This is a genomic window from Haematospirillum sp. H1815 (genome assembly GCF_012102705.1).
Taxonomy (GTDB): domain Bacteria; phylum Pseudomonadota; class Alphaproteobacteria; order Rhodospirillales; family Rhodospirillaceae; genus Haematospirillum.
The window spans coordinates 141,442-165,659 of record NZ_JAAVTA010000004.1 but is presented as its reverse complement, the minus strand read 5'-3'; the positions used below and the strand labels follow the sequence as shown (position 1 = coordinate 165,659).

The 24,218-nt window shown below is 56.4% G+C and carries 20 protein-coding genes and 2 tRNA genes; 15 read left to right on the top strand and 7 right to left on the bottom strand.

Annotated elements, in window-relative coordinates:
• Positions 1–41: 41 nt before the first annotated feature.
• Positions 42–887, bottom strand: a complete 846-nt coding sequence (locus HEQ60_RS05560) for a type II CAAX prenyl endopeptidase Rce1 family protein (RefSeq protein ID WP_168070336.1) — start codon at positions 885–887, stop codon at positions 42–44.
• Between the two features lie 185 nt (positions 888–1,072).
• Here HEQ60_RS05560 and HEQ60_RS05555 point away from each other — a divergent pair, with 185 nt between their 5' ends.
• Positions 1,073–1,891 carry a DUF2927 domain-containing protein gene (locus HEQ60_RS05555; RefSeq protein WP_168070334.1) on the top strand — a complete coding sequence of 273 codons (819 nt, stop codon included), beginning with the start codon at positions 1,073–1,075 and terminating at the stop codon, positions 1,889–1,891.
• The gene (locus tag HEQ60_RS05550) at positions 1,884–2,774 is read left to right on the top strand and encodes an RNA methyltransferase (RefSeq protein ID WP_168070332.1); all 891 of its coding nucleotides are present in this window, start codon (positions 1,884–1,886) and stop codon (positions 2,772–2,774) included. Before HEQ60_RS05555 ends, HEQ60_RS05550 begins: the two co-directional genes overlap by 8 nt.
• Positions 2,775–2,776: 2 nt before the next feature.
• Here the strand turns inward: HEQ60_RS05550 and HEQ60_RS05545 are convergent, their stop codons facing one another.
• Positions 2,777–3,451, bottom strand: a complete 675-nt coding sequence (locus HEQ60_RS05545; protein WP_168070330.1) for a hypothetical protein — start codon at positions 3,449–3,451, stop codon at positions 2,777–2,779.
• 237 nt (positions 3,452–3,688) lie between these two features.
• Between HEQ60_RS05545 and HEQ60_RS05540 the strand changes: the two genes are divergently transcribed.
• Complete coding sequence (locus HEQ60_RS05540; RefSeq protein ID WP_168070327.1) at positions 3,689–4,624, top strand: formate/nitrite transporter family protein; 936 nt, start codon at positions 3,689–3,691, stop codon at positions 4,622–4,624.
• Positions 4,625–4,793: 169 nt separating this feature from the next.
• Positions 4,794–5,408, top strand: coding sequence for a 30S ribosomal protein S4 (rpsD, locus tag HEQ60_RS05535; protein WP_168070325.1), 615 nt, complete (start codon positions 4,794–4,796; stop codon positions 5,406–5,408).
• A gap of 116 nt (positions 5,409–5,524) precedes the next feature.
• Here rpsD and grxD read toward each other — a convergent pair whose 3' ends face one another.
• From grxD to HEQ60_RS05515, 4 genes are all read right to left on the bottom strand, one after another.
• Complete coding sequence (grxD, locus tag HEQ60_RS05530) at positions 5,525–5,860, bottom strand: Grx4 family monothiol glutaredoxin (protein WP_168070323.1); 336 nt, start codon at positions 5,858–5,860, stop codon at positions 5,525–5,527.
• A 176-nt stretch (positions 5,861–6,036) separates the two neighbouring features.
• Positions 6,037–6,113 (bottom strand) — tRNA-Pro (locus HEQ60_RS05525).
• 123 nt (positions 6,114–6,236) lie between these two features.
• A tRNA-Pro gene (locus tag HEQ60_RS05520) sits at positions 6,237–6,313 on the bottom strand.
• Positions 6,314–6,409: 96 nt separating this feature from the next.
• Positions 6,410–7,441 carry a polyprenyl synthetase family protein gene (locus tag HEQ60_RS05515; RefSeq protein ID WP_416046634.1) on the bottom strand — a complete coding sequence of 344 codons (1,032 nt, stop codon included), beginning with the start codon at positions 7,439–7,441 and terminating at the stop codon, positions 6,410–6,412.
• 167 nt (positions 7,442–7,608) lie between these two features.
• Here HEQ60_RS05515 and HEQ60_RS05510 point away from each other — a divergent pair, with 167 nt between their 5' ends.
• The 5 genes from HEQ60_RS05510 (at position 7,609) to HEQ60_RS05490 (ending at position 16,025) form a co-directional block, all read left to right on the top strand.
• Entirely contained in the window at positions 7,609–8,358 is a 750-nt protein-coding gene (locus HEQ60_RS05510; RefSeq protein WP_168070321.1) for a tRNA1(Val) (adenine(37)-N6)-methyltransferase, read from the top strand.
• Positions 8,359–8,494: 136 nt separating this feature from the next.
• Positions 8,495–9,373, top strand: a complete 879-nt coding sequence (locus HEQ60_RS05505) for a glycine--tRNA ligase subunit alpha (protein ID WP_168070438.1) — start codon at positions 8,495–8,497, stop codon at positions 9,371–9,373.
• 4 nt (positions 9,374–9,377) lie between these two features.
• Positions 9,378–11,471 (top strand): glycine--tRNA ligase subunit beta, encoded by a 2,094-nt coding sequence (gene glyS / locus HEQ60_RS05500; RefSeq protein WP_168070427.1) that lies wholly within the window; start codon positions 9,378–9,380, stop codon positions 11,469–11,471.
• A 95-nt stretch (positions 11,472–11,566) separates the two neighbouring features.
• Entirely contained in the window at positions 11,567–14,263 is a 2,697-nt protein-coding gene (ppdK, locus tag HEQ60_RS05495; RefSeq protein WP_168070319.1) for a pyruvate, phosphate dikinase, read from the top strand.
• A 154-nt stretch (positions 14,264–14,417) separates the two neighbouring features.
• Positions 14,418–16,025, top strand: coding sequence for a methyl-accepting chemotaxis protein (locus tag HEQ60_RS05490; protein WP_168070318.1), 1,608 nt, complete (start codon positions 14,418–14,420; stop codon positions 16,023–16,025).
• Positions 16,026–16,046: 21 nt separating this feature from the next.
• On the opposite strand, the gene HEQ60_RS05485 is transcribed toward HEQ60_RS05490, so the two are convergent.
• Positions 16,047–16,961 carry a YgfZ/GcvT domain-containing protein gene (locus tag HEQ60_RS05485; protein WP_168070316.1) on the bottom strand — a complete coding sequence of 305 codons (915 nt, stop codon included), beginning with the start codon at positions 16,959–16,961 and terminating at the stop codon, positions 16,047–16,049.
• A 186-nt stretch (positions 16,962–17,147) separates the two neighbouring features.
• Between HEQ60_RS05485 and HEQ60_RS05480 the strand changes: the two genes are divergently transcribed.
• The 6 genes from HEQ60_RS05480 to HEQ60_RS05455 all read left to right on the top strand — a co-directional run bounded on the left by HEQ60_RS05480 (position 17,148) and on the right by HEQ60_RS05455 (position 24,217).
• Complete coding sequence (locus HEQ60_RS05480; RefSeq protein WP_168070314.1) at positions 17,148–18,176, top strand: glycosyltransferase; 1,029 nt, start codon at positions 17,148–17,150, stop codon at positions 18,174–18,176.
• Positions 18,173–19,132 carry a glycosyltransferase family 9 protein gene (locus HEQ60_RS05475; protein WP_168070312.1) on the top strand — a complete coding sequence of 320 codons (960 nt, stop codon included), beginning with the start codon at positions 18,173–18,175 and terminating at the stop codon, positions 19,130–19,132. Before HEQ60_RS05480 ends, HEQ60_RS05475 begins: the two co-directional genes overlap by 4 nt.
• Positions 19,129–19,896, top strand: coding sequence for a glycosyltransferase family 2 protein (locus HEQ60_RS05470; RefSeq protein WP_168070310.1), 768 nt, complete (start codon positions 19,129–19,131; stop codon positions 19,894–19,896). Before HEQ60_RS05475 ends, HEQ60_RS05470 begins: the two co-directional genes overlap by 4 nt.
• Positions 19,897–19,951: 55 nt before the next feature.
• Complete coding sequence (locus HEQ60_RS05465) at positions 19,952–20,998, top strand: glycosyltransferase (RefSeq protein WP_168070308.1); 1,047 nt, start codon at positions 19,952–19,954, stop codon at positions 20,996–20,998.
• A complete protein-coding gene (gene asnB, locus HEQ60_RS05460) occupies positions 20,998–22,758 on the top strand; it encodes an asparagine synthase (glutamine-hydrolyzing) (protein WP_168070305.1) in 1,761 nt (586 codons plus the stop codon). The genes HEQ60_RS05465 and asnB overlap by 1 nt, the downstream gene beginning before the upstream one ends.
• Positions 22,759–22,855: 97 nt before the next feature.
• Complete coding sequence (locus HEQ60_RS05455) at positions 22,856–24,217, top strand: dihydroorotase (protein ID WP_168070303.1); 1,362 nt, start codon at positions 22,856–22,858, stop codon at positions 24,215–24,217.
• Position 24,218 lies beyond the last annotated feature (1 nt).

Here is a 24,218-nt window from a genome sequence, read left to right as displayed (position 1 = left end):
GGCGGGCGGGCTTGCAGGCCCGCCCTCTTTTCGACCAGGTTTCAGGTGGCGCTGGCCAGGATGGGATAGGTAAACAAGCTAAAGTGGATCAGGTTCAGGCCAAAGTGAGTGGCCACGGCAGATCGTAACCCTCCTGCACGCCATGCCAGGCCATAGCCAATGCCGGCAACAGTTGCCAAGCTTACCCAGGCTATTCCACCGCGGTGGTAGGCAAGCCCGAACAGGAGCGCTGCAAGAACCAGGGCCAGCGTTTTTCCGTACCGTTTGTGGCCCCAGAGGCGTTCCATCCCTCCCTGTACAAAGCCTCTGAAGAAAGCCTCCTCGGCCATCGAAACCAGAAGAAGATTGTTCAGCGCCCACAGCCATCCCCACTCAGGCCATTTGGGTGCCCAAGTTATACTGTCAGTGATAAAGCCAAGGCTCAGGCATACGGATACCGTGCCAGCCAAGACCAAGGCTGTTTTTATCACGGGACGTTTCGTATGGGGTCCGACAAGGCACCAAGGAAGGAATAGCATGAGCCAAAACCCGACCAATGGCTTGTCGAGGTTCAGCCACAGGCTTGCCGGGGCGGCTCCCTCTGACAGCACATCAGCTGTGATGACTTCAAGATTCTCGAATCCCGGAGCCTTGTGCAGGGCAAGGGCTGTTGCTGTGAGTGTAAACAGGGCAAAGCCGGCGGCCCGGATCCAGCGTTCCCGTTGAATCAATACGGCACTGAGTCCCAGAAAAAGGACAGGAAGCAAAGCCGGAAATTCAAGGTGCCCGTTTAGGGCTGCTGCACCATAGCCCGCGATCAGCAAGGCATATGACAGCGGGCGGGAGCGGTTGGGTAGCCATAGCAACGCCGCGCCGGCAAACAGAAAAAGCCAAGGAATGAGGGTCATCAAAAGAGTGTGCCTTGCTGTGGTCTGATGAACAAATACGTGAGCATTGGAATCTTTTACCATCAATGATTGACGGCGCAAGGTGAATTCTGTTTCGTTCTTATCACAGAAGTCTTGAATGCAGCTGCGTCTTTGCTTCACCTTGCAGCAGTGGCAATCGTGGTAGCGGACAGGTGGTACTTTAAATGCATTCTCCCGGTTATATCATGTTCCGGAATGTGGCGTTCCTGACGGTGGGGTTGATTCTCGGGATGTTTGTCCTTGCCTGGTTCTCGGCCGTAGGTGGCCGTCATCAGGGATCACCGGAGCCAGAACAGGTTATGAGGCTTTTCGATTCCGTTGCCTTTTCCGGGTTTGGGGAGCAGGGACCGACGGGGCAGGGGCCTGTGCTTCGGCGCTGGACGGTCCCCGTTACTGTAGGTGTACGGGGTCAGCCCTTGGGGCGTGATGATGACGAGCGTCCCTGGGCTATGGCGTTGCGGGAGTATATTACGGCGTGGAACAGCGTTCGTGGCCTGTCTCTTTCCGTGGTTGATTTGCCTGCTACGGAGAATTCTCGTCACCTTCTGGAAGATCCATCCGATGCCTCCCTGCGTATCTTGGTTCTTTCAGAGCAAGTCTTGGCCGATCTGGCGTTTCAGAATGTGATCCCACGTACCCATGTGGCTGAACTCGCCGATCGTCGCCGTGGTTGTACCGTGTTGGGTGCAGAAGGGCCTGCCTTGAGCAATGTCGTCCTGCTGGTTCGCGATGATGTGGGGCGTTCCGCGCGTGCCACATGTCTGGGGTATGGTTTGGCCAAGGCTCTGGGATTTGGGATTGATGCCCGCACGGCATCTGATGTATTCCGCAGTCGTTCTGACGGGCTTGGATTTCTTCCTGCCGGCCGCATGGTGGCAGAGCTGGTCTATGACCCGGCTTTTGTGCCCGGGCAGCCCCGGCATGATGTTTTGCCATTGATACCGGAATTATTGGAGCAACGAGGAATGATCGACCATGAGTGATATTCCGGCCGAGGCTGGATGGCGGGAACGCGGAAGGGCCTTGTTGCCAAAGGATGTAACGGCTGCACGGGGGGTGACACCGGCCATTATCTTGGTGGAGCCCCAGCTTGGGGAAAATATTGGGACCTGTGCCCGCGCCATGGGAAATTGTGGCTTGGGTGATTTGCGTCTTGTGCGTCCCCGGCCTGATCATTTGACGGAGCGGGCCCGGGCAGCATCTTCCGGTGCCGATGCGGTTCTGGAGCAGGCCCGTATCTATGATTCGACCGAAGATGCCGTGGCTGACCTTGTGCACGTTTATGCAACGACAGCGCGGCGGCGTGACATGATGAAGCGTCTTGTAACGCCGCGTCAGGCCGGGGCTGAGATGCGTCTGGCATTGGCAGCCCAGCCATCGCAGCCAGCCGGTATTTTGTTTGGCCGGGAACGGACAGGGCTGGAGAACGACGATGTTGCACTGGCATCTGCTGTCATGGAAATACCCCTGAATCCGTGGTTTTGTTCCCTGAACCTGGCCCAGGCAGTTTTGCTTGTCGGGTATGAATGGTTTACGGGGCTTGATGAAACCCCGTCCGAGCGCCCGCCAGAACGGCAGTCTCCCTTGGCGACACAAGAGGAACTGTCGGGTCTTTACCAGCATCTGGAGCGGGAGCTTGATGCCAGTGGGTTTTTACGTGTTCCCGAGAAGCGTCCGGGTATGGTGCGGAATATTCGTTCTATCTTTGCCCGCAATGGACTGAGTTCGCAGGAAGTACGTACTCTGCATGGCATCGTGCGGGAGCTGCGCTGGGGGCGTCGTCCCGATCGTCCGCCCCGCAACAGCAACGGAAGCAATACTCCACCGGACTTTCATTCCGGGGCAGGTGATGCCGATCCTGAATAGGATCAGGTTGCGGCGCTGCTGCTTTCTGAGGCGCCATAGCCGGCACCACCCTCGCTGGTCAGGCGGCCGAGCATGTAATCGCGCAGGATATTGGCGCCAAGCTGTTCCCATGGCGGCAGGATCAGGTTTTGCAGGGGAAGATCGGGCAGCATGCTGAATGAGTGGGAAAGCGGCATCTCGGCCTTGCCAATCAGGATCAGAGTGCGGGGCAGGGCCGGGGCTGCTGCTACAAGGCGTTCAACCAGCTGTGCATGACGGTCCCGTACCCCGGTCAGAAGCAGCGGTTGGACGTTGCTCTGGCCCATCGCATCGATAATTTGCTCCAGCGTCATGTTGGCCATGGCCCGTATTGGCGCAAAGACAGGGCTTGAGAGCTTGCACAGCAGCGTCGGGTAGAGAAGCTCGACGTCAAAATACCAGATCCCCGGGCCTGTTTTGGGAACAGGGAGCATGGCCTGAAACATCAGGTCTTTCCAGACCGTGGACAGCATTTCCCTGTGTGGCTGGGCGGCTGATGTGGCGTGGATTGGAATCGCGTGATTACAGCGGTCTTCGCGGGCAATGCCTTGTACCTGTTGTGCCGGTTTATCAACCAGGGTTGTCGGTTCGCCGCCTTGGTGCAGCCAGGCAATACCATCGGTCCAGTGAACGCCATAGCAGTCTGCTGTCTGTGTCATGGAAGTACCCTGCCGCCCGGTTCTGCCTGCATAGAGCTGAAAGAGTACCATTTCCCCGGTTTATCCTCATAGCGGGGTGTCAAGCCGTTGTCCGTCTGGTCATGGCTTGGCGCATGGGGGCATTGCTTGTTCTGCAGGTTTCCTTTCCCGCCGCCCGGATTAATATGCCCAAAAATAATCCGGGTATAGCATTCCATGCTGTACCCCTCTTTTTGAGTATTCTACGGAGAGTATTCCATGAACCACGCCGTTCAGGCTGTCAGTCCCACAGCTGTCAATGAGCAGACCTCTTGTGTGCCTTTGTCCTCATCCTACTCGACGCCTGATGTCTTGCCTCCGGACCTGCTCGCCCGGCAAAACGAGGACCTTGCATACAAGAAAGCTGTGAACAGTCTGTCGGGAAAAATGATTCAAGGAGTCCTGGCGGGTATTTTTATCGGGGTCGGTGCGCTTTTCGCTACGGTCGTCATGTCGGGTGATCCGCATTCAGCCTTGCCCTACGGGGTTACCAAAATGCTGGGAGGCTTCTGTTTCACTGTTGGGCTTTCCTTGGTTATGCTGGGCGGAGGTCAGTTGTTTACCAGTGATTGCCTGATAACGATGCCTGTTGCCAGCGGGCGTCTGAGTTTTGGGCATATGGTGCGTTCATGGGCGGTGGTGTGGTGTTCCAACTTTGTTGGTGCCGTGGCTTTTGCCGGTCTGATCTTCCTTGGTGGACAGTACATGCAGGGGCATGGCGTTGTTGGCGCAAACGCTCTTTATATTGCATCTGCGAAGGCATCGCTGCCTTCTGGTCAGGCTTTCTTTCTGGGAATTCTGTGTAATATCATGGTGTGTATGGCTGTATGGATGGCTAATGCCGGTCGTACAGTAGCGGACAAGATTATAGTGATTGTGTTGCCCATTGCCGGCTTTGTTGCCGCAGGGGGAGAGCACTGTGTTGCCAATATGTACTTTATTCCCATGGGGTTGATGATCGAGTACGGAGCTCCGGATTCGTTCTGGATGGATATCGGAAAGCTGGCCCTTGACAGCCGCCCCCATATTGATGTGGTTAGCGCCCTGAAGAATCTTGGTATCGTGACACTCGCCAACGTAATTGGGGGTGGTGTTTGTGTGGGTGGTGTATACTGGAAGCTGTTCAGATCAGCCCGGAACCGGTCTTGCGGCTGATTCATCATTTGACATCCCGATATCGATCGCGATAATGCCAGCCTCCATTTCCGAGAATGTGGGCATGGCTTTTGGTTTGGATGCCTTGCCCCGCCGCCCGTTTCGTATGCATCCGGGGCCGGACTATCGGGACAACAACGTATAGATTTTAAAAGGGCAACGACCTGTTATGTCGAAGCGTCATTCCGCAAAGTACAAGATAGACCGCCGCCTTGGCGTTAACCTCTGGGGCCGCGCCAAGTCTCCGATCAACAAGCGTGAGTATGGTCCGGGTCAGCATGGCCAGCGCCGCAAGAAGCCTTCGGATTATGGCACTCAGCTGATGGCCAAGCAGAAGCTGAAGGGCTACTACGGTAATATCAGCGAGAAGCAGTTCCGCAAGTATTACGCCGAAGCCGTGCGTCGCAAGGGTGATACCTCCGAGAACCTGATCGGTCTTCTGGAGCGTCGTCTGGATGCCGTTGTGTACCGTATGAAGTTTGTGCCGACCGTTTTTGCGTCGCGCCAGTTCATCAACCACGGCCATGTGCGCGTGAATGGCCGTCGGGTCAACATCCAGTCCTATATGGTCCGTGAGGGTGATGTTGTGTCCGTTCGTGAAAAGTCCCGTGAAATGGCCTTGGTCATGGAAGCGGTCGCTTCGTCCGAGCGTGATATTCCTGAGTACATGGAAGTGGACGCCAAGGCGCTGAAGGGTACGTTTGTTCGTACGCCGAAGCTGGCTGATGTTCCTTACCCGGTGCAAATGGAACCCAATCTGGTGGTTGAATTCTACAGTCGCTAAGGCGTTCGAGAAGCTGGATGCAAAAAAGCCACCCTGATTGGTGGCTTTTTTCATGTGCTGGAGATCACAAAGAAACCGGGCGCTGCTGGTGTTGCGGCAACCCGGTTCAATGTGAATCAGGAATTGATGGATATTCCCTTATCCTGGAGCATCTTGACAAGCTCGCCGTTTGTTGCCATTTCGCGCACGATGTCACAGCCGCCGATGAATTCGCCCTTTATGTACAGCTGGGGAATGGTCGGCCAGTTGCTGAACTCCTTGATTCCCTGACGAAGTTCATCGCTATCCAGAACGTTGATTCCTTTAAAATCAACGCCGAAGTGATTGAGAACCTGAACGACAGCAGCGGAAAAACCGCACTGCGGAAAGTTTGGGGACCCTTTCATGAACAGGACAACGGCGTTCTCGTCGATGTCGCGCTGGATGTCCTTGAAAATCGGATGATCTGACATGATATCGTCCTTGTCTGGCGTGTTTGCGCCGTTTTCCAAACAAATGTGGTGTGAAGGATATGAGGCGATACGGTAGTTCCGTCAACAGGGTAAACAATACAAGTCCCTTGTTTGGGTCGCCCGTATTAAAAGGTTGATGGAGAGTCGCTGATTTCCCCCTGCTTGGGGCCGTAATCTGGTCGGAGTGAGAGGATTCGAACCTCCGGCCCCTGCCTCCCGAAGACAGTGCTCTACCAGGCTGAGCTACACTCCGTTACATTGCAGCGCCAAGGCGTGTGCTTATAACGTTCCCGAATTTCCCTGGCAAGAACAATTGTCTGGTGGCATGTCCCACATTCCGCAAAAAAAGCACCGCTTTTAAGCAGTGCTTTTTAAATGGTCGGAGTGAGAGGATTCGAACCTCCGGCCCCTGCCTCCCGAAGACAGTGCTCTACCAGGCTGAGCTACACTCCGCTATCCATGCATCCCTGAGGGCACAAAGGAAGGTGCTTATAACCTTACTGGAACGGTGCAGCAAGGTCTCATTGTTTGCATGTTGCAGATTTCCCTCTACCAGGCCCGGCTGATGCAAAAGCCAACAATATCACGGAGAGCCTGATGCATGGGAGAGGGCGGGAAAATCTTCAGCGCTTCCTTTGCCTGCTCGCCGTATTCACGCGCCCGTTGCGCGGTTGCTTCCAGGGCGCCGTGGTGTTTCATCAATGCCATGGCCTGCCCCAGGTCTCCTTCATTCTGCTGTAGCTCCCCGAGTGTCCGGCTCCAGAATGCACGTTCGTCACTGTTGGCCTGTTGCAGGGCCAAGATAACCGGCAGGGTAATTTTGCCCTCACGGAAATCATCGCCAACGGTTTTTCCCAGGCGTTCCTGATTGGCGGAATAATCAAGGCAATCGTCTACAATTTGGAAGGCCAGCCCCAAGGCCATGCCATATGCGTAAAGAGCGCTGGCCTCGGCATGCGTGCGTCCGGCAACCTCGGCGCCAACCTTGCATGCGGCTGCAAACAATTCTGCGGTCTTGCCGCTGATGACTTCCAGATAAGACTCCTCGCTTGTATCAATGTCATTGGTGGTGATCAACTGCTGTACTTCGCCTTCGGCAATGACGGCAGATGCACGGGACAGGATGCCCAGGACGGGCAGGTTGCCAACTTCGACCATTAGCTCGAAGGCCCTTGAGAACAGAAAGTCCCCGACCAGAACGCTGGGCTTGTTACCAAAAAGGGCATTGGCGCTGGCCTGGCCACGACGGAGGACGCTCTCATCCACCACGTCATCATGCAGCAGTGTGGCTGTGTGGATGAACTCTACACAGGTTGCCAGGCGAATGTGGTCTTCTCCATCCTCATAGCCGCACAGGCGCGCGCTTGCCAAGGTCAGCATCGGGCGTAGACGCTTGCCCCCGGCCGCAACAAGATGACCCGCTAACTGGGGGATCAGGGCAACCGGGCTTTGCATGCGCTGGACAATTGTCTCGTTGACGCGTTTCATGTCATTGGCAACAAGGTCGCTCAGCACATCCAGGGCGTTGGTATCTGCCGTCTGCGGACAGGCTATTGTTTCGGCGTTTGGTGGGTTGGTCACGGCCAATCCTGAATAATCTGGAGAAGTTACAGTGTGCGCCGGAGCATAGGATTTCGGCGCTGTTGCGGTCAAGGAACAATGCCCCTGTGGTCATAAATGCTTTTTGTGCAGTCTGATGCCGGTGATGGTTTGCGGTCACTTTGTCAGGATATAGAACGGTAACCAGAATGATAAAAGCAATGGTGGAAGAGAATAAGTTGCTGGGAGGGCGTGTGCGCCTTCTTCAGCCTTTGGAGGGTTATCGTGTCGCGCTGGATCCTGTCTTTCTGGCTGCGGCTGTTCCGGGGTCCGGCTGCGGGAAAGTTCTGGATGTAGGAATGGGAACAGGGGCGGCGGCCTTGTGTTTGTTGGCGCGTCTGCCGGTTGATTCCTTGTGTGGGGTCGAGCTTGTCCCATCCCATGCCGATCTGGCGCGACAGTCGGTTCTTGCCAACGGGTATGAGGACCGCTGCAGCGTCCTGTGCGCAGATTTGCGCAGCAGACCTGCCCCCGTTCCCGGATCGTCGTTCGATGTTGTAATTTCCAATCCCCCGTATCACGGACAGGGTACTTTTCCTTCCGATCCAGGGCGCGCGCATGCCCACATGGAGGATGTGCCCCTTCGGGACTGGATTATCTTTTGTCTGCGCTGCCTGAAGCCAGGTGGGTGGCTGGTCGTTGTGCATCGTATGGATCGTCTGGGGGAAATGCTGGCAACCTTGCAGGGGCGTGCCGGAGGGGTGGAGATCATCCCCTTGTGGCCTCGCGTTGGTCAGGAGGCAAAGAGGGTGTTGGTCCGTGCCCGCAAGGGGTCAGGTTCGCCGTTGCGTCTTTTGCCCGGCCTTGTCCTGCACAATGTTTCCGGTGACTTTACGGATGCTGCGCAGGCTGTCCTGCGTGACGGCTTTTCTGTAGATGCCGCGATGGCTTTGCCGTAGTACGCGGGAAAGCGCGAATGGACCCATTCTTAAAAGGGATTTGACCGTATGTGTCGGGGCAGGTAGTTTTCAGGTTCCTTTCAACCCTGTGGTATTGTACCCCCCGGAACCTTGTCGTATGCCCGCACTAGGCCCTTTGTCCAAATCCCCCAGTTTCCAGCAGCTTGTTCTTACCCTCCAGCAATTCTGGGCCGGTCACGGCTGCGCGATCCTTCAGCCCTATGACATGGAGGTGGGGGCGGGGACCTTCCATCCCGCAACAACCTTGAGAGCTCTGGGGCCAGACCCTTGGAATGCCGCGTATGTGCAACCTTCACGCCGCCCGACGGACGGGCGCTACGGCGAAAATCCCAACCGCTTGCAGCATTACTATCAGTTTCAGGTCATCATGAAGCCGTCCCCGGACAATATCCAGGAGCTTTACCTGGACTCTCTCCGGGCACTGGGCATTGATCCTATGAAACATGACATCCGGTTTGTCGAGGATGACTGGGAAAGCCCGACGCTCGGGGCTTGGGGCCTGGGGTGGGAAGTGTGGTGTGACGGGATGGAGGTGACCCAGTTTACCTACTTCCAGCAGGTTGGAGGCTTCGAGTGTAACCCGGTTCCGGCCGAAATTACGTACGGTCTGGAGCGCTTGGCGATGTACATCCAGGGGGTCGAGAATGTCTATGACCTGGATTTCAACGGGGCTGGCGTAACCTATGGCGACATTTTCCACCAGGCCGAGGTCGAATATTCAGCCCATAACTTTGAGTATGCCGATACCACCATGCTGTTGAATCACTTCCGTGACGCTGAAAAAGAATGTCAGTCCCTGTTGGCTGCCGGATTGCCGCTACCGGCTTATGACCAGTGCATCAAGGCATCACATCGTTTCAACCTTCTGGATGCGCGCGGGGTCATTTCTGTGACAGAACGGGCAGCCTACATTGGTCGCGTGCGGGCTTTGGCCAAGGCGTGCTGTGAAGGATGGTTGAAAGCGCGTGGCCATCTTGTTGCTGTGGAGGGCTGATATCATGGCGCAGTCCCTTTTGCTCGAGCTGCTGTCCGAGGAAATACCGGCCCGTATGCAGGCTGCTGCGGCTGAGGCCTTGGAGCGTCTGGTTTGTGACGGGCTGCAGAAAGCGGGCTTCTCTGCTCCGGAGACGCAGACATACGTGACACCACGCCGGTTGACGCTGGTTATTGATGGCCTGCCCGAGGCTACGCCGGATGTCTCGGAGGAGCGGCGCGGGCCGCGTGTTGATGCACCGGAAAAGGCGATACAGGGTTTCCTGGTGGCCAACGGTGTAACCCTGGATCAATGCGAGAAGCGTGAAACGCCCAAGGGAACGTTTTTGTTTGCTGTTGTTTGCAGCCACGGGCGGCCTATGTCATCGGTCCTTAAAGAGGCTATCGAAGGGGCCTTGGCTTCTTTTCCGTGGCCAAAGTCGATGCGCTGGGGGACTGGGCCGCAGCGCTGGGTTCGTCCGTTGCATTCTATTCTGTGTCTCTTCGGGGCCGAGGTGGTTCCGGTCTCTTTTGCTGGTCTTGTTGCCGGTAACGTAACGCGGGGGCATCGCTTCCATGCGCCTGCCGTTTTCTCGGTTACAGGTCCTGCGGACTATTTTGAGAAACTGGCCGCCGCCAAGGTTGTTCTGGATCCGGCGCGCCGCTCTGCCTTGATAGAGGCTGCGGCCACAGCTCTGGCCAATCGTCACGGGGTTCGCCTGAAAGAGGATGCCGCCCTGTTGCGGGAAGTTACGGGGTTGGTTGAATGGCCCGTTGTGCTGAGTGGAGCCATCGAAGATGTCTTTATGGATCTGCCGGCCGAGGTTCTGACAACGTCCATGCGGGCACACCAGAAATATTTCTCCACTGTTCAGGATAATGGTTCGCTTGCTCCACGGTTTGTTGTTGTCTCCAATATGGAAACAGAGGATGGAGGGCAGCAGGTTGTTTCTGGTAACGAGCGTGTCCTCCGCGCGCGTTTGTCAGATGCCCGTTTTTTCTGGGACCAGGATCGCAAGGTCCGTCTGGATGCACGTGTTGATACGCTGCGGGAACGGATTTTTCATGCCCGCCTTGGTACAGAGTGGGAGAAGGTAGGGCGTATCCGTTCCTTGGCTGCAATGATTGCCGGGTACATGGGGGCAGACATCGCTCTTGTGGATCGTGCTGCTTTTCTGGCCAAAGCTGACCTGTCTACTGGTATGGTCGGTGAGTTTCCCGAGCTACAGGGTGTCATGGGGCGTTATTATGCCCGGGCTGACGGAGAGCCAGATGCTGTGGCTGATGCCGTTGCGGAGCATTACAGCCCGCAGGGGCCGTCGGATCGTTGCCCGTCAGCTCCGGTTTCGGTATGCATTGCCTTGTCGGACAAGATTGATACCTTGGCTGGCTTCTGGAGCATTGACGAGAAACCAACCGGATCAAAAGACCCGTTTGCCCTGCGCAGGGCAGCTCTGGGGGTTATTCGGCTTGTTCTGGAGAATGGCTTGCGCCTGCCATTGCGTGCTGTATTCCTCAAGGCGCTGGATGCTTACAGTGTGCCGCGTGTTGCGTCGTCGGATGTCTTGGCCACAGATCTGATGGCGTTCTTTGCGGAACGATTAAAGGTTTTTCTCAGAGAGAAAGGCTTGCGGCATGACTTGGTGTCAGCGGTTCTCTCCCTTGGTCACGAGGATGATCTGGTCAGGCTTGTGAAGCGCGTAGAAGCCCTTTCCGGTTTGTTGCGTTCGGATGATGGTGCCAATCTGCTTGCCGCGTGGCGGCGTGCGACGAACATTGTCCGTATAGAAGATCGGAAAGACGGGCCGCATACCGGGCCTGTTGATGTTCGGTCTTTGGTCATGGATGAGGAAAAAGCTCTTGCCGCTGTGTTGTCGGCGACAGAACCTGGCATTCATCAGGCCCTGGATGCTGAGGACTACCAGAAGGTGGCTGCCTTGGTTGCGGGGTTGCGTGGGCCGGTTGATGCTTTCTTTGAGAATGTGACGGTGAATGATTCCGATCCTGATTTACGCCGCAATCGGTTGCGACTTTTGTCAGCCGTCGGTGCGGTAACAACTGGCCTCGCAGATTTGGCATTGGTTGAGGGAAGCGGCCCGGTTGCCGAAGCCGTGGTGTAGAGACGTGGCCGGGCTTGTCCCGGCCATTTTTTCAAGGTGAAGCCCGGGTGTCATATCGGGTAGACAGGAAGTCAGGCAGGACAAGGGGCGCAAGGATGTCCAAGTGGATCTATATGTTTGGTGGTGGACGGACCGAGGGACGTGCCGGCATGAAGGATCTGCTGGGCGGAAAGGGTGCCAATCTGGCCGAGATGGCTGCGATCGGGCTTCCGGTTCCTCCCGGTTTTACTATTACGGCTGACGTGTGTACGTTTTACTATGCCAATGGTCGTACGTATCCTGCTGGCCTGGATGATGCTATCGAGGCAGGAGTTGCCCATATTGCCTCTATTATGGGGGCGTCTTTCGGGGACCGGAAACAGCCGCTTCTGTTGTCGGTTCGGTCGGGGGCCCGTGCTTCCATGCCCGGCATGATGGATACCATTCTTAATCTTGGCCTGAATGACGATACGGTTCTTGGTCTGATTGAAACATCTGGCGATGCGCGTTTCGCATGGGATAGCTATCGCCGTTTTGTGCAGATGTATTCCGATGTCGTTCTGGGTATTGGACATCACTATTTTGAGGAACTGCTGGAAGATCTCAAGGCTGATCGTGGCTATGTCCTTGATACCGATCTTCAGGCAGAGGATTGGAAAGAGCTCTTGGGTTCATACAAAGCTCTGGTAGAGCAGCGTTCTGGCGTGCCTTTTCCGGATGACCCGTACGATCAGCTACGCGGCGCAATTGGTGCTGTCTTCTCCAGCTGGATGAACCAGCGCGCCATAACCTACCGCCGTTTGCACGATATTCCGGAGGCGTGGGGAACGGCTGTCAATGTGCAGGCTATGGTGTTTGGCAACATGGGGAGTGACTGTGCGACCGGTGTTGCCTTTACGCGTGATCCGTCGACCGGTGACGATACGTTTTTCGGAGAATATCTGGTCAACGCCCAAGGAGAGGATGTCGTGGCTGGCATCCGGACGCCACAGCATCTGACAATTCGGGGAAAGCAGGCCAATCAATCTGATCTTCCTGCCTTGGAAGAGCTTATGCCAGACGTATTTTGTCAGCTGGATGCGATACGCCGTATTCTGGAAAAGCATTATCGCGACATGCAGGATATTGAGTTTACAGTCCAGCGCGGGGTGCTGTGGATGCTGCAAACCCGGACAGGCAAGCGTACACCTGCTGCTGCCTTGAAGATTGCGGTTGATCTTGCACGTGAGGGGCTGATCACGCGTGAAGAGGCCGTGATGCGGGTTGATCCGGGGCAGGTTGACCAGCTTCTGCATCCGATGCTTGATCCACGGGCTATCCGTGATGTTCTGACAACGGGCTTGCCGGCCAGCCCGGGGGCTGCTTCGGGTAAACTGGTCTTTAGCGCAGCCGATGCAGAAGCATGGGTTCGCCGGGGGGAGAAAGTTATTCTGGCGCGTGTTGAAACCAGTCCGGAAGATATTGGCGGCATGCATGTGGCCGAAGGTGTTCTGACATCCCGTGGGGGGATGACCAGTCATGCGGCTGTGGTTGCCCGTGGCATGGGGCGTCCCTGCGTTGCCGGGGCCGGAGCTGTGCGGATCAATGTCACAGATCGTGTGATGACCGTGCTGGGACGGGAAATCCGGGAGGGAGATATCCTGACGCTGGATGGCTCGACCGGTCAGGTTATTCACGGGGCTGTTCCCATGGTTCGCCCGGATCTGGGAAAAGACTTTTCTCTTTTGATGGAGTGGGCGGACAGCATCCGCCGTATGGGCGTCCGTGCCAATGCGGAAACGCCTGCTGACGCGCGCGTGGCTCGTAGTTTCGGGGCTGAAGGGATTGGTCTTTGCCGTACAGAACATATGTTCTTTGAGCCTGGACGCATTGTGCATGTACGTCAGATGATCCTGGCCCGGGATGAGGATGGCCGACGCCAGGCGCTGGATCTTCTGCGTCCGTACCAGAGGGCTGATTTTATCGAGATCTTCCGTATTATGCACGGGCTTCCGGTCACGATACGCTTGCTGGATCCACCCCTGCACGAGTTTTTGCCTCATACAGATGCTGATATTCAGGAGGTAGCTGACTCTGCGGGCGTTGACGTGCGTACTGTACGCCAAGCCATTGCCCAGATGGCTGAGTCCAATCCCATGTTGGGGCATCGCGGCTGTCGTCTGGGGATTACTTTCCCTGAAATTTATGCAATGCAGTGTCAGGCTATTTTTGAGGCTGCGGTTGAGGTTTCTCCCAAGGATGCACCGTCCATGGTGGAAGTGATGATTCCCCTTGTTGCAACCCGCCGCGAACTGGAGCTGACAAAAGCGATTGTTGACCAAGCTGCCAAGGATGTCTTTGACCGGTGTGGGAAGACGATTCCTTACAAGGTTGGCACTATGATAGAGCTGCCACGCGCAGCTCTACGTGCAGGTGATCTTGCTGATGATGCTGAATTCTTCAGTTTTGGAACCAACGACCTGACCCAGACTGCCCTGGGAATATCGCGCGATGATGCAGCTCACTTCATGGATGCCTATCACCGGCATGGTGTTTATGCCAAGGATCCATTCGTGTCGATAGACTGCGAAGGAGTGGGGGAGCTTGTCAAGATTGCAACGGCTCGTGGGCGTACGGCTCATCCCGGGTTGAAGGTCGGTGTGTGCGGGGAACACGGTGGCGATCCGGATTCGATAGAATTTTTCGAGGGTGTTGGCCTTGACTACGTGTCGTGCTCTCCGTATCGCGTTCCCATTGCACGCTTGGCTGCAGCACGTTCGGCCTGCCGTCGTATAGGGAACGGACATAAGGAGCTTGCAGACAGTACGGCGTGATGGGGCGCTCAAGAGGGTGCGCTGTGTTGTCTTGGCGGAATAGTCAAGCTGGTATGCATCCCGTTTGTTGCTTGGTTTCCGCTGTGTCACAGTGATTTCTGTGGGCGGGTGTTGCACCTGCCTTTGGCGTGTGGCAGTAAAGCGGACACCTGATATGACAAGCCTTTCCAGCCATAAAGACACATTGGGTACAGAGGCATGGGTTACTGAACGTGGATTGCAGGATGCCGCGCGTGTTGTACTTGCGGTTTCTGATGCTGTTTTGGCCCATATTTCATCTGATGCGGTGGGTGGATCTTCGGGTGTGTCCTCCTTCCGCGCCCGTTGGGATGGGCTGTTGTCGGTTGGTGTGACGGAGTATCCCGCACCGCATCTTCCGCAGGATCCGGTTTATCGTTTGGCAACATCCATGTTTTTATCCATGGCCTCGTCTGCCCTTGCCCGTCAGTTCCGCTTTCGTCCGTCCCGTTGTGATGCTGCGATCCGCAGCCTGCACGGACGTATTGTGCCTGATCTGATGGGGTCCTCAGGCAGCGAGAGTGTGCAGGCTATACCTTCTGCAGCAAAGGATGCGCATTCCATTCTTATTCTGCGGCAGATGGCTGATACAGCTGCCGATGTCAATGATGCTGCCGTTGTTTTGGCATCACTGTCTCGCAATTCGCATATTACCAGCAGTTCGGGTGAAGCTATTTCCTCTGCTGCGACCGAACTTCTGGCCAGTGTCGAGGAAATTGCCCGCAACAGTGGCACCGCCTCGGGTGAGGCATCTGCCGCGGATGCCTTGGTCAGGGAAGGGGTCAGTGATGTCGAAAGGGCACGGAATGCGATCAGGGATATTGCGGGGGCCGTTGAGCAAACAGCCTTGAGTGTGAGTGATCTGTCGACGGCTTCCGAGCAGATCGGTGAAATTCTGGTTGTGATTGAGGCCATTGCAAGCCAGACGAATCTGCTGGCCCTGAATGCTACGATCGAGGCAGCCCGTGCCGGTGAGATGGGCAAGGGCTTTGCTGTCGTGGCAAACGAAGTGAAGACGCTTGCCAATCAGACAGCGCGGGCTACGGAAGATATTACCCGTCGTATTGATGCCTTGCGTGTTGGCATGACAACCATCCGTGAAACGATGGCACGTTCCACCCGTGCTGTTGACATGGGGCGTTCTGCGATCGAGTCCATCCAGGAGAAAATGCACGCCGTATCGTCACAGGTGACAGAGGCAGCACGGCAAATGCAGGAGATTAATACAATACTGGGGCAGCAGAAGGAGGCAACGGGTGAAATTGCCCGCAGTATTACGGCCGTTGCAGAAATGTCGCGTGACAATGTGAGCTTGGTGACAAAGGTTGCAGACAGTATCCACTCCAGTAATGCTGCCGTCAGCAAAAGTGCCAAGGAGTGGTTCGTCGAGGGATCGGCACAGGGATTGTGCGAAATGGCCCGCGTTGACCATATTCTGTTCAAGAAGAGGGTTGTTGATGTTCTGATGGGCAATGGGGAGTGGCAGCCCACAGACGTTCCGGATCACCATAGCTGTCGCCTGGGGCGTTGGTATGATGCCTTGGATGATCAAAGAATCAAGGCGTTGCCGGAGTATGCTGCCCTGGAGGGTCCCCACGCCACGGTTCATGCTGAAGCCCGGAAAGCACTTCAGGCGTGGTATTCCGGAGAGCGTGACAACGCACTTGTACACCTTGATGAACTGCATGAGGCAAGCCGGGTCGTCATTTCCCTTCTCAATGCCTTGTCACGCAAACTGGATTAACCAGCCTCTGTTAGCCTTGCCTCAGCGGTTGTCCGGAAGGCGCAGCCAAGCCGGAGGGCAGGGTTTCAGGCGCATGGTGTTGCAGCATAAATCAGTCGCCTGGATGGCATCCAAGCGTACAACACCCATCGTAAGAAAGCCTGTTCCGGTCTCATCAGGCGTGCTGCTGCGTATAGCGCCAACTACCTGACCATCAGGCAGAGTTATCGGGCTGTTGCTTTGTGGCATGGTTTTACCTTCCCCGCGCAGGGGGACAAGGCGTTTCTTTGTCAGGTGCTTCCACTTCATGCGGGCGGTTGTTTCCTGGCCAACGTAGCAGCCCTTGCGAAAATCAACACCGCCCAGTTCATCGAAGCCATATTCCAGCAGGAAGCCTTTCTCGGGTTCTATGTCCCGGCTACCATCAGGCAGGCCGTTGCGTATGCGGTTTTGCTCCCATGCGGCTTCGGCCATGTCAGTTGTGGGCAGCCCTGTCTCTGAAATGGCCTGGCGCGATGCAACGATGCGTATACCACCGGCTGGCAGGCGCGGGTCCATGCAGGCGATACCATCCCCGAATGCGGTGGTATCGCCTGCATGGTTCAGGTTCTTCAGTGGCCCATGAAATGGTGGCAGGGTACCAAAGACGGCTAGGTCCGGTGCGGATTCCAAGGTGACCCTGGCGCGAAGCCGATAGCGCAGGAGGCGTGTCTGCAGGTCTTCCAGTCGTTCCCGCTCTCCCTCCAGCAGCAGGGTGCTGCCATGCTGATAAATGAAGAATTCATGCAAGAATTTTCCCTGTGGGGTCAGCAGGGCTGTCCACGCGCTGTGGTTTTCCGTAACCGTACGAATGTCGGCAGAAACCAGACCCTGCAGGAAGGTGCGATGGTCATCGCCGGACAAGATCAGGGCGCCTCGGTGAGCAAGCTCATGAAACGGAGCAGTTTCTGGTGACATTCGTGGTCTCAGGCCTGTCAGTTCTGTGATTATGCCCTGATTATGTGGGCGGGCTTATGGAGTCAAGCAAGAGAAAAGTCCTGTCGGCCGTGTTTTTCGGTCGGTCGGTTGACCGGGGCTGGTAATCTGGTGTGCAACCTCTTATAAGCAAAAGCATTCGTTGGTCACCCGGCTGTTTTCTTGGACATGCGCTTTTGCTTTCTTGATGGCACTGCTGATTACAGTGTTTTCTCCCCCGATCATCATGCTTTGGGTGGTGCGGAGAAGGCTTTGCACGGGCTGGCTGATGCCTTGTCCGCCCGTGGGCACGGGGTTTCTGTTGCTTGTCGTGTATCCCGGCGCATTGAATGCAACGGGATAGCCTACGTCCCTGTAGGCGAGGCGACAGACCTTGTGGCAGATGTTTCTGTTGCCTTCCGGAATCCAGCTTTGCTGGGTCAGGTGTCGGCGCGGCGGCAGTTGCTCTGGGTTACGGCATCACCTGAATATATGGTGCATCCAGCTGTGCAGGCGCGTATCCTGGCTACGAGGGCGGGCGTTCTGTTTTGTGGTGCTGCTCAGCATCGCCGTTGGAGTGGAGACGATCCCGCTTGGATTATGCCGGTTGGGGTTCGCTCCCCCTTCTTGGGCCGGGGTACGGGAGTGCCTGCCTCTATTGATCCTGTCGCGGTTGTTACCACGCATCCGCAACGTGGGCTGGACCGCCTTCTGGATATTTGGTGTGACCAGATCAGGCCCCATGTTCCCGGGGCAAGGTTGTTGGTCGTGTCGCGTCTCCTTGGATCCGGTCCGGATTATGTGCCTGTGGTTCTGAGGCCCCTGTTTGAGCGCGTTGAGGCTTTGGCCATCAAGGGTGTTGAAGTCTGTCTTCCGCCCGGCGACCTTGATCTGGCCACTCTCTGGTCCCGAGCTCGGCTACATCTTTACCCTACGTGTGATGATGATATGTGCTGCTGGACGCTGGCCGAAAGTCAAGCCTGTGGCGTTCCAGCTGTTGTTGGACCGGCTGGGGGGGCTGTTGACCGTATAGAGAATGGTGTATCCGGGTATTGTGTCCCCGATGATGCAGCCTTGGCTGGCGTGGCCGTGCAGATTTTGCAGGATGATGGTGTGTTTTCTGGTTTGTCTGCAGCAGCAGGGGCATCGTTCCGCCATCGATCATGGAATGATGCGGCTGTTTTTCTTGAGACTCTTGCCGCCGAGGTTTGTGTATGAGCCGTTTGTTGTTTGTCACCTCGACCCGGATCGGGGATGCGGTTCTGTCTTCTGGTCTTCTGGCTCATTTGGTTGGGGTTATGCCGGGGGTTCGGGTCACTGTTGCCTGTGGCCCTTTGGCGGCCCCTCTGTTCTCGGGTTTGCCTGAGCTGGAACGCCTGATCATCATGGATAAGCGCCGTTGGGGCGGGCATTGGCTGGATTTATGGCGACAGGTTGCCACAACCCGCTGGGATGTCGTGGTTGATCTGCGTCGTTCAGCCTTGGCATGGTGCTTGCCGGTTGTAGGGCGGCGACTGGTTTCCAGTCGTGATACCGCAGCGCTTCATCGAGTTCGGGCTGCCGGTGCTCTTGTTGGTTTGGCGGATGATCCTCCTTTGCCTGTTTTGTGGACCACAGGTGAGGATGAGCAGGAAGCATGTCAACTCATTCCCGAGGGGTTACCAGTGCTGGCCGTCGGGCCGGCTGCAAACTGGCCTGCCAAGATCTGGCGTGCCGAGCGTTTCGCAGAACTTGTTGCGCGCCTGACGGCACCGGATGGTATCCTGCCTGGGGCGCGCGTTGCCCTTTTCGGTGCACCGGATGAACGCCACCAGGCAGAGCAGGTTGCCCGTACCCTTCCATCGGATCGTTGTCTTGATCTTGTTGGCCGTTTGTCTCTTCCTGTTGCGGCGGCTTGTCTCCGGCGCTGTTCTTTCTATGTTGGCAATGACAGCGCGCTGATGCATATGGCTGCTGCTGCCGGTATCCCGACACTTGGTCTCTTTGGCCCCAGTGATGAGTGCCTGTACGGTCCATGGGGGCCTAATGCGGCGTTTGTTCGTACGCCGGAAACCCTTCAGACCATCTATCCTCCCGGGTTTGACCATCGCAAAACGGGGACGTTAATGGATGGCCTTGCTGTCGAGAGTGTTTTTGATGCCGCCTGTCAGCTGTGGAGGCGTACCCGGTCATGAAGGAATTGCCCCGGCTTTCAGCCTTGGTTGTTGTTCATAATGAGGAAGAGCGTCTGCCAGCGTGCCTAGAGCGTTTGACATTTGCCGACGAGATTGTCGTCGTTCTTGATCGGTGTACCGATCGTTCGGCTGATATTGCCCGCTCTGCCGGGGCCAAGATAATAGAGGGCGCCTGGCCGGTTGAAGGCGATCGTCGGAATGCGGGCATAGAGGCATGCCGTGGAGACTGGATTCTGGAAGTGGATGCAGACGAGCACGTATCGTCTGCCTTGGCTGCTGAAATTCGTGCCGTCATTGCATCCTCCCTTTTCGACTGGCACGTTGTTCCCGTCGACAATTACATTGGCACACGCTTGGTTCGTCATGGGTGGGGATCCAGTTTCGGGAAGGCAGGGTGTCCGGCACTCTTCCGGCGTGGCGTGAAAATATGGGGTCGGCAGAGGGTTCACCCGGCCCTTCAATGGTCTGGTACGCGCGGTCCGGCTCTGACAACTCCGCTGTTGCACTATGTCGATCGCAATATTTCCGATATGCTGCACCGTCTTGACCGGTATACTTCAGCGCGTGCTGTTGACCTGCGGGAATCCGGCCAAGCAGGGTCTCTGGCCGGGGCTATCCGCTCGGCACTATCGCGTTTTTTACGGGTCTATCTGTTCCGCAAGGGGTATCGTGAGGGGCGTATGGGGTTGGTTGTGGCCTTGTGTACGGCGCTGTATCCGCTGCTTTCGTACATAAAGGCCATGGAGGAAACGGAAGAGGTTTGAGCGTCTCTTGCAGGAGGCGAGCCGTCCGTATGATGACAGGAGTTGTGTGCCACAGATGGTAAATCTTCGGATCCTGCAGGCTATGGCCGGTGCCCCGAATGGTGGAGCGGAGCTGTTTTTTGAGCGGCTTGTTCTGGCCCTTCATCGTGCGGGTGTCCAGCAGCACATACTCTTGCGTCCGGACAGCAACAGAATGGCCCGCCTGCGTGAGGGGGGCCTTGATCCGGTGGCTCTTGGTTTTGGCGGGCGGTTTGATTTTTCTACACGCCGTGCTTTCCGTCGGGAAATTGAGAGATTCCAGCCGGCAGTTGTGCTGACTTGGATGAACAGGGCAACGTCTTTTTGTCCGTCCAGAACGCAGATCTCTGTTCCGTTCGTGCATGTTGGCCGCTTGGGTGGCTACTACGACCTGAAGTATTATCAGTCGTGTGATCATCTGGTATGCAATACCCGTGACCTTGTTGACTATGTGACAAGTCATGGTTGGCCGGTAGAGCGAGCCCACTATCTACCCAACTTCGTTGATGAACGTACGGCGCCGCCGGTCAATCGCGCTGAATTTTATACCCCTGACCGTGTGCCTATTGTTTTTGCACTGGGGCGTCTGCACGAAAACAAGGGGTTTGATACCCTGATCCGTGCGTTTGCGCGTTTGTCAGACGTGTATCTATGGATTGCTGGTGATGGGCCTGAGCGGGAACGCCTGGAGGCACTGGCCTATGAGGTCGGTGTACGCCCGCGTGTTCGTTTCTTGGGATGGCGCGATGATGCCCCGGCTTTTCATGCCTCGTGCGACCTGTTTGTATGCCCTTCGCGCCACGAGCCCTTGGGGAACGTTGTGCTGGAGGCCTGGGCGCAAGGGCGGCCTGTTCTTGCTGCTGCAAGTCAGGGACCGGCAGCACTGATCAAGCATGGCGTGAATGGGCTTTTAACCCCGGTGGATGATGTTGATGCGATGGCGGATGCTATTCGTCAGGCCCTGCGTGATCGTGACCTTCTGGCGCGCCTTGCTGAAGAGGGGCGTAAAAGTTTCACGGAAGAGTTCACCGAAAGCATTGTTGTCGGCAAGTACAGGGACTTTTTTGCCCGGGTGTCGGCCTGATGTGTGGCATAGCAGGTTTTTCTGCCGCCCATGGGGCGGTGCCGGAGGCTGGGCTGAGAGCTATGGCCGATGCCTTGGCTCACCGCGGTCCCGATGGTGTTCACGTGCATGTTGATGGCCCTGTCGGGTTGGTGCACACTCGCTTGGCCATTATTGATCCTGCTGGTGGTGACCAGCCACTGTTCTGGCCTGGTGGCCGCGTTCTGGTCGCCAATGGCGAGATTTACAATGATCCATCTGTCCGCAAGGATATGCCAGCCGCTCCTTTCCGTACGGGTTCGGACTGCGAGAGTCTTCTCGCCCTGTATGATTGCCAGGGCCATTCATTTCCGTCTTCTTTACGGGGCATGATTGCCTTTGCCTTGTATGATTCTGCGGACGATATGCTGCTGCTTGGGCGGGATCCATTCGGGATCAAGCCGCTATATGTGGTTGAGCATGCTGATGGCGTCGCCTTTGCGTCCGAGGCTCAGGCGCTGGTTGCGGGTGGTTTTGTGGCTCCGTCTCTGTGCGCAGATGCTGCTGGTGAGTTACTAAATCTACAGTTCACAACGGGAAGTCGGACGCTGTTTGACGGTATTCGTCGTCTGCTTCCCGGCGAGATGATCATGATCCGCAAGGGGCGTATTGTTGACAGCTGCCGCCAGTCCCTGCCGTTACGCAGCAGCCAGCCTCCTCTTGAAACGGAAGAAGAAGCTCTTCGGGCTTTGGATCAGGCTTTGACGGACAGTGTTGCCGTGCACCAACGATCTGATGTGCCTTATGGCATGTTCCTGTCCGGAGGTGTTGACAGTGCGGCTCTCCTCGCCTTGATGTCCCGTCTGAACGAGCGCCCGGTTTTGGCCTTTACGGCGGGTTTTCCGGAAACGGGTGTGCATGATGAACGGGATCATGCGCGTTCTCTTGCCCAAGCTGTCGGGGCAGAGCATATCGAGCTGGCGGTAACCGATCGGGACTTCTGGGACTGTTTGCCCCGGATTGTTGCCTGTATGGATGATCCGGCAACCGACTATGCCATTATCCCTGTTTGGTTGCTTGCGCGGGCAGCGCGTCCCTATGTAACGGTTGTTCTGTCTGGTGAGGGAGGGGATGAGCTTTTCGCCGGTTATGGCCGTTACCGAGCAGCTTCACGGCCGTGGCCTTTTACCCGGGCGATGCGTCGTCGTGGACTGTTTGAAGGGTTGTGTGGAAATCTCGGTCGTTTCCCTTCATGGCGCACCGGCTACAAGGCATCCGAGGAAGAAGCAAACCGTACGGTTCATGATCGACTTTTGCGTGCGCAGTATGTTGATTGTGCGGATTGGTTGCCCAACGATCTCTTGACCAAGCTTGATCGTTGTTTAATGGCTCATGGTATGGAAGGGCGCGTGCCGTTCTTGGATCCGGTCGTGGCCGAGGTTGCGGCCCGCCTTCCACGGTCCCTTAAAATACGTGGAGGGCAGGGGAAGTATATTTTGCGCCGTTGGCTGGAAAATGCCTTGCCTCAGGCCAATCCGTTTGCACCCAAAAAGGGGTTTACGGTGCCTGTCGGGGAGTGGATAGCGGCCCGTGGGCAGGAGTTAGGGGCCTTGGTTGCCAGGGGAGAGTTGGCCAGCCGCGTGGCTGATCCTGCTGTTGTTCGCTCCTTGTTTATGGCATCTGGACGGCGGGAGCGTTTTGCCGCTTGGTCGTTGTTATTTCTGGATTTGTGGTATCGCCGCCATATTATGGGGCAGGCGATGGACGGTGATGTTTTTCATGTCTTGTCATCTCCTCTCTAGAGTTGCGTGAGGAAGGTTATGTGGCCAGTAGACAACCTTGGGTGTATATGCTACCTGTGGCTACTTACGGGCAGCAATCAATCTTCCGGGTGTTGTGATGATCCAGAACAGCGAACTCTTTGACCTTGTCCTGTCTGGTGGGACCGTCTGGATGCCGGGCGGTGCTGTCCTGACTGATATCGGTATCCGGGGCGGGCGGATTGCGGCTTTTGGTTCCTTGGGGGCCCGGGGGAAGCATGTTGTTGACTTGGGTGGCCTGACCGTCTTGCCTGGTGTTATTGATAGCCAGGTTCATTTTCGCGAACCAGGACTGGAGCAAAAGGAGGATCTGGAGACAGGCAGCCGTGCCGCTGTCCTTGGCGGTGTAACCGCCGTCTTTGAAATGCCCAATACGCAGCCGGGTACCGTCAGTGCCGAAGACTTGGCTGACAAGTTGTTCAGGGCTGTGGGGCGTTCATGGTGTGATCATGCCTTCTATATTGGTGCGACAGCGGGCAATCTGCAGGACTTGGCAGAGCTGGAGCGTATCCCCGGCTGTGCGGGAATCAAAGTTTTTATGGGCTCGTCAACAGGCTCCCTGCTGGTGGCTGATGATGACACCCTAGCCGATGTCTTGTCGCAAGGTTGCCGCCGGATTGCTGTTCATTGCGAGGATGAGGAGCGTTTGAAAGAACGCAGGGGTATTGTCAATGGTGGTGCCGATGTTGCCATGCATCCTGCGTGGCGTGATGAAGAAACTGCCCTTCTGGCAACAACCCGTCTGTTGAAACTTGCCAGAAAGGCCCGCCGACTGGTTCACGTGTTGCACGTGACAACGGCAGCAGAAATGCAGCTTTTGGCAGCATGCAGTGATTTTGCTACCGTCGAAGTGACTCCTCAGCATCTGACATTTGCCGGCCCCGGGGATTACGAGAGACTTGGCACACGTTTGCAAATGAACCCTCCGATCCGTGACGCGGCGCATCGTGAGGCCCTGTGGCAGGCTGTATCGGATGGTGTTGTCGATGTCATTGGGTCTGATCATGCGCCCCATACCCTAGACGAGAAGGCACGCCCGTACCCCGACAGTCCATCTGGCATGACCGGTGTCCAGACACTGGTTCCGGTCATGCTGACCCATGTCGCCAGTGGCCGTTTGTCCCTTGCGCGGTTTGTTGATCTGACCAGTGCCGGACCTGCGCGAGTCTTTGGAATAGCCGGGAAGGGACGGATTGCGCTTGGTTATGATGCAGATCTGACGATTGTGGATTTGAAGCAGCGCTGGACGATCAGCGATTCCTGGATTGCCAGTCGCTGTGGGTGGACGCCCTTTGACGGGTTTCACGCCACGGGACGTCCTGTTCATACGGTTGTGCGCGGTGCTTTTGCCATGCGTGATACGATGGTCAGTGGCATTCCTGCCGGGAGCCCCGTCCGTTTCTGTGGTGTACCGACGCGGTCTTCGGTTCCCGTTGCCTGAT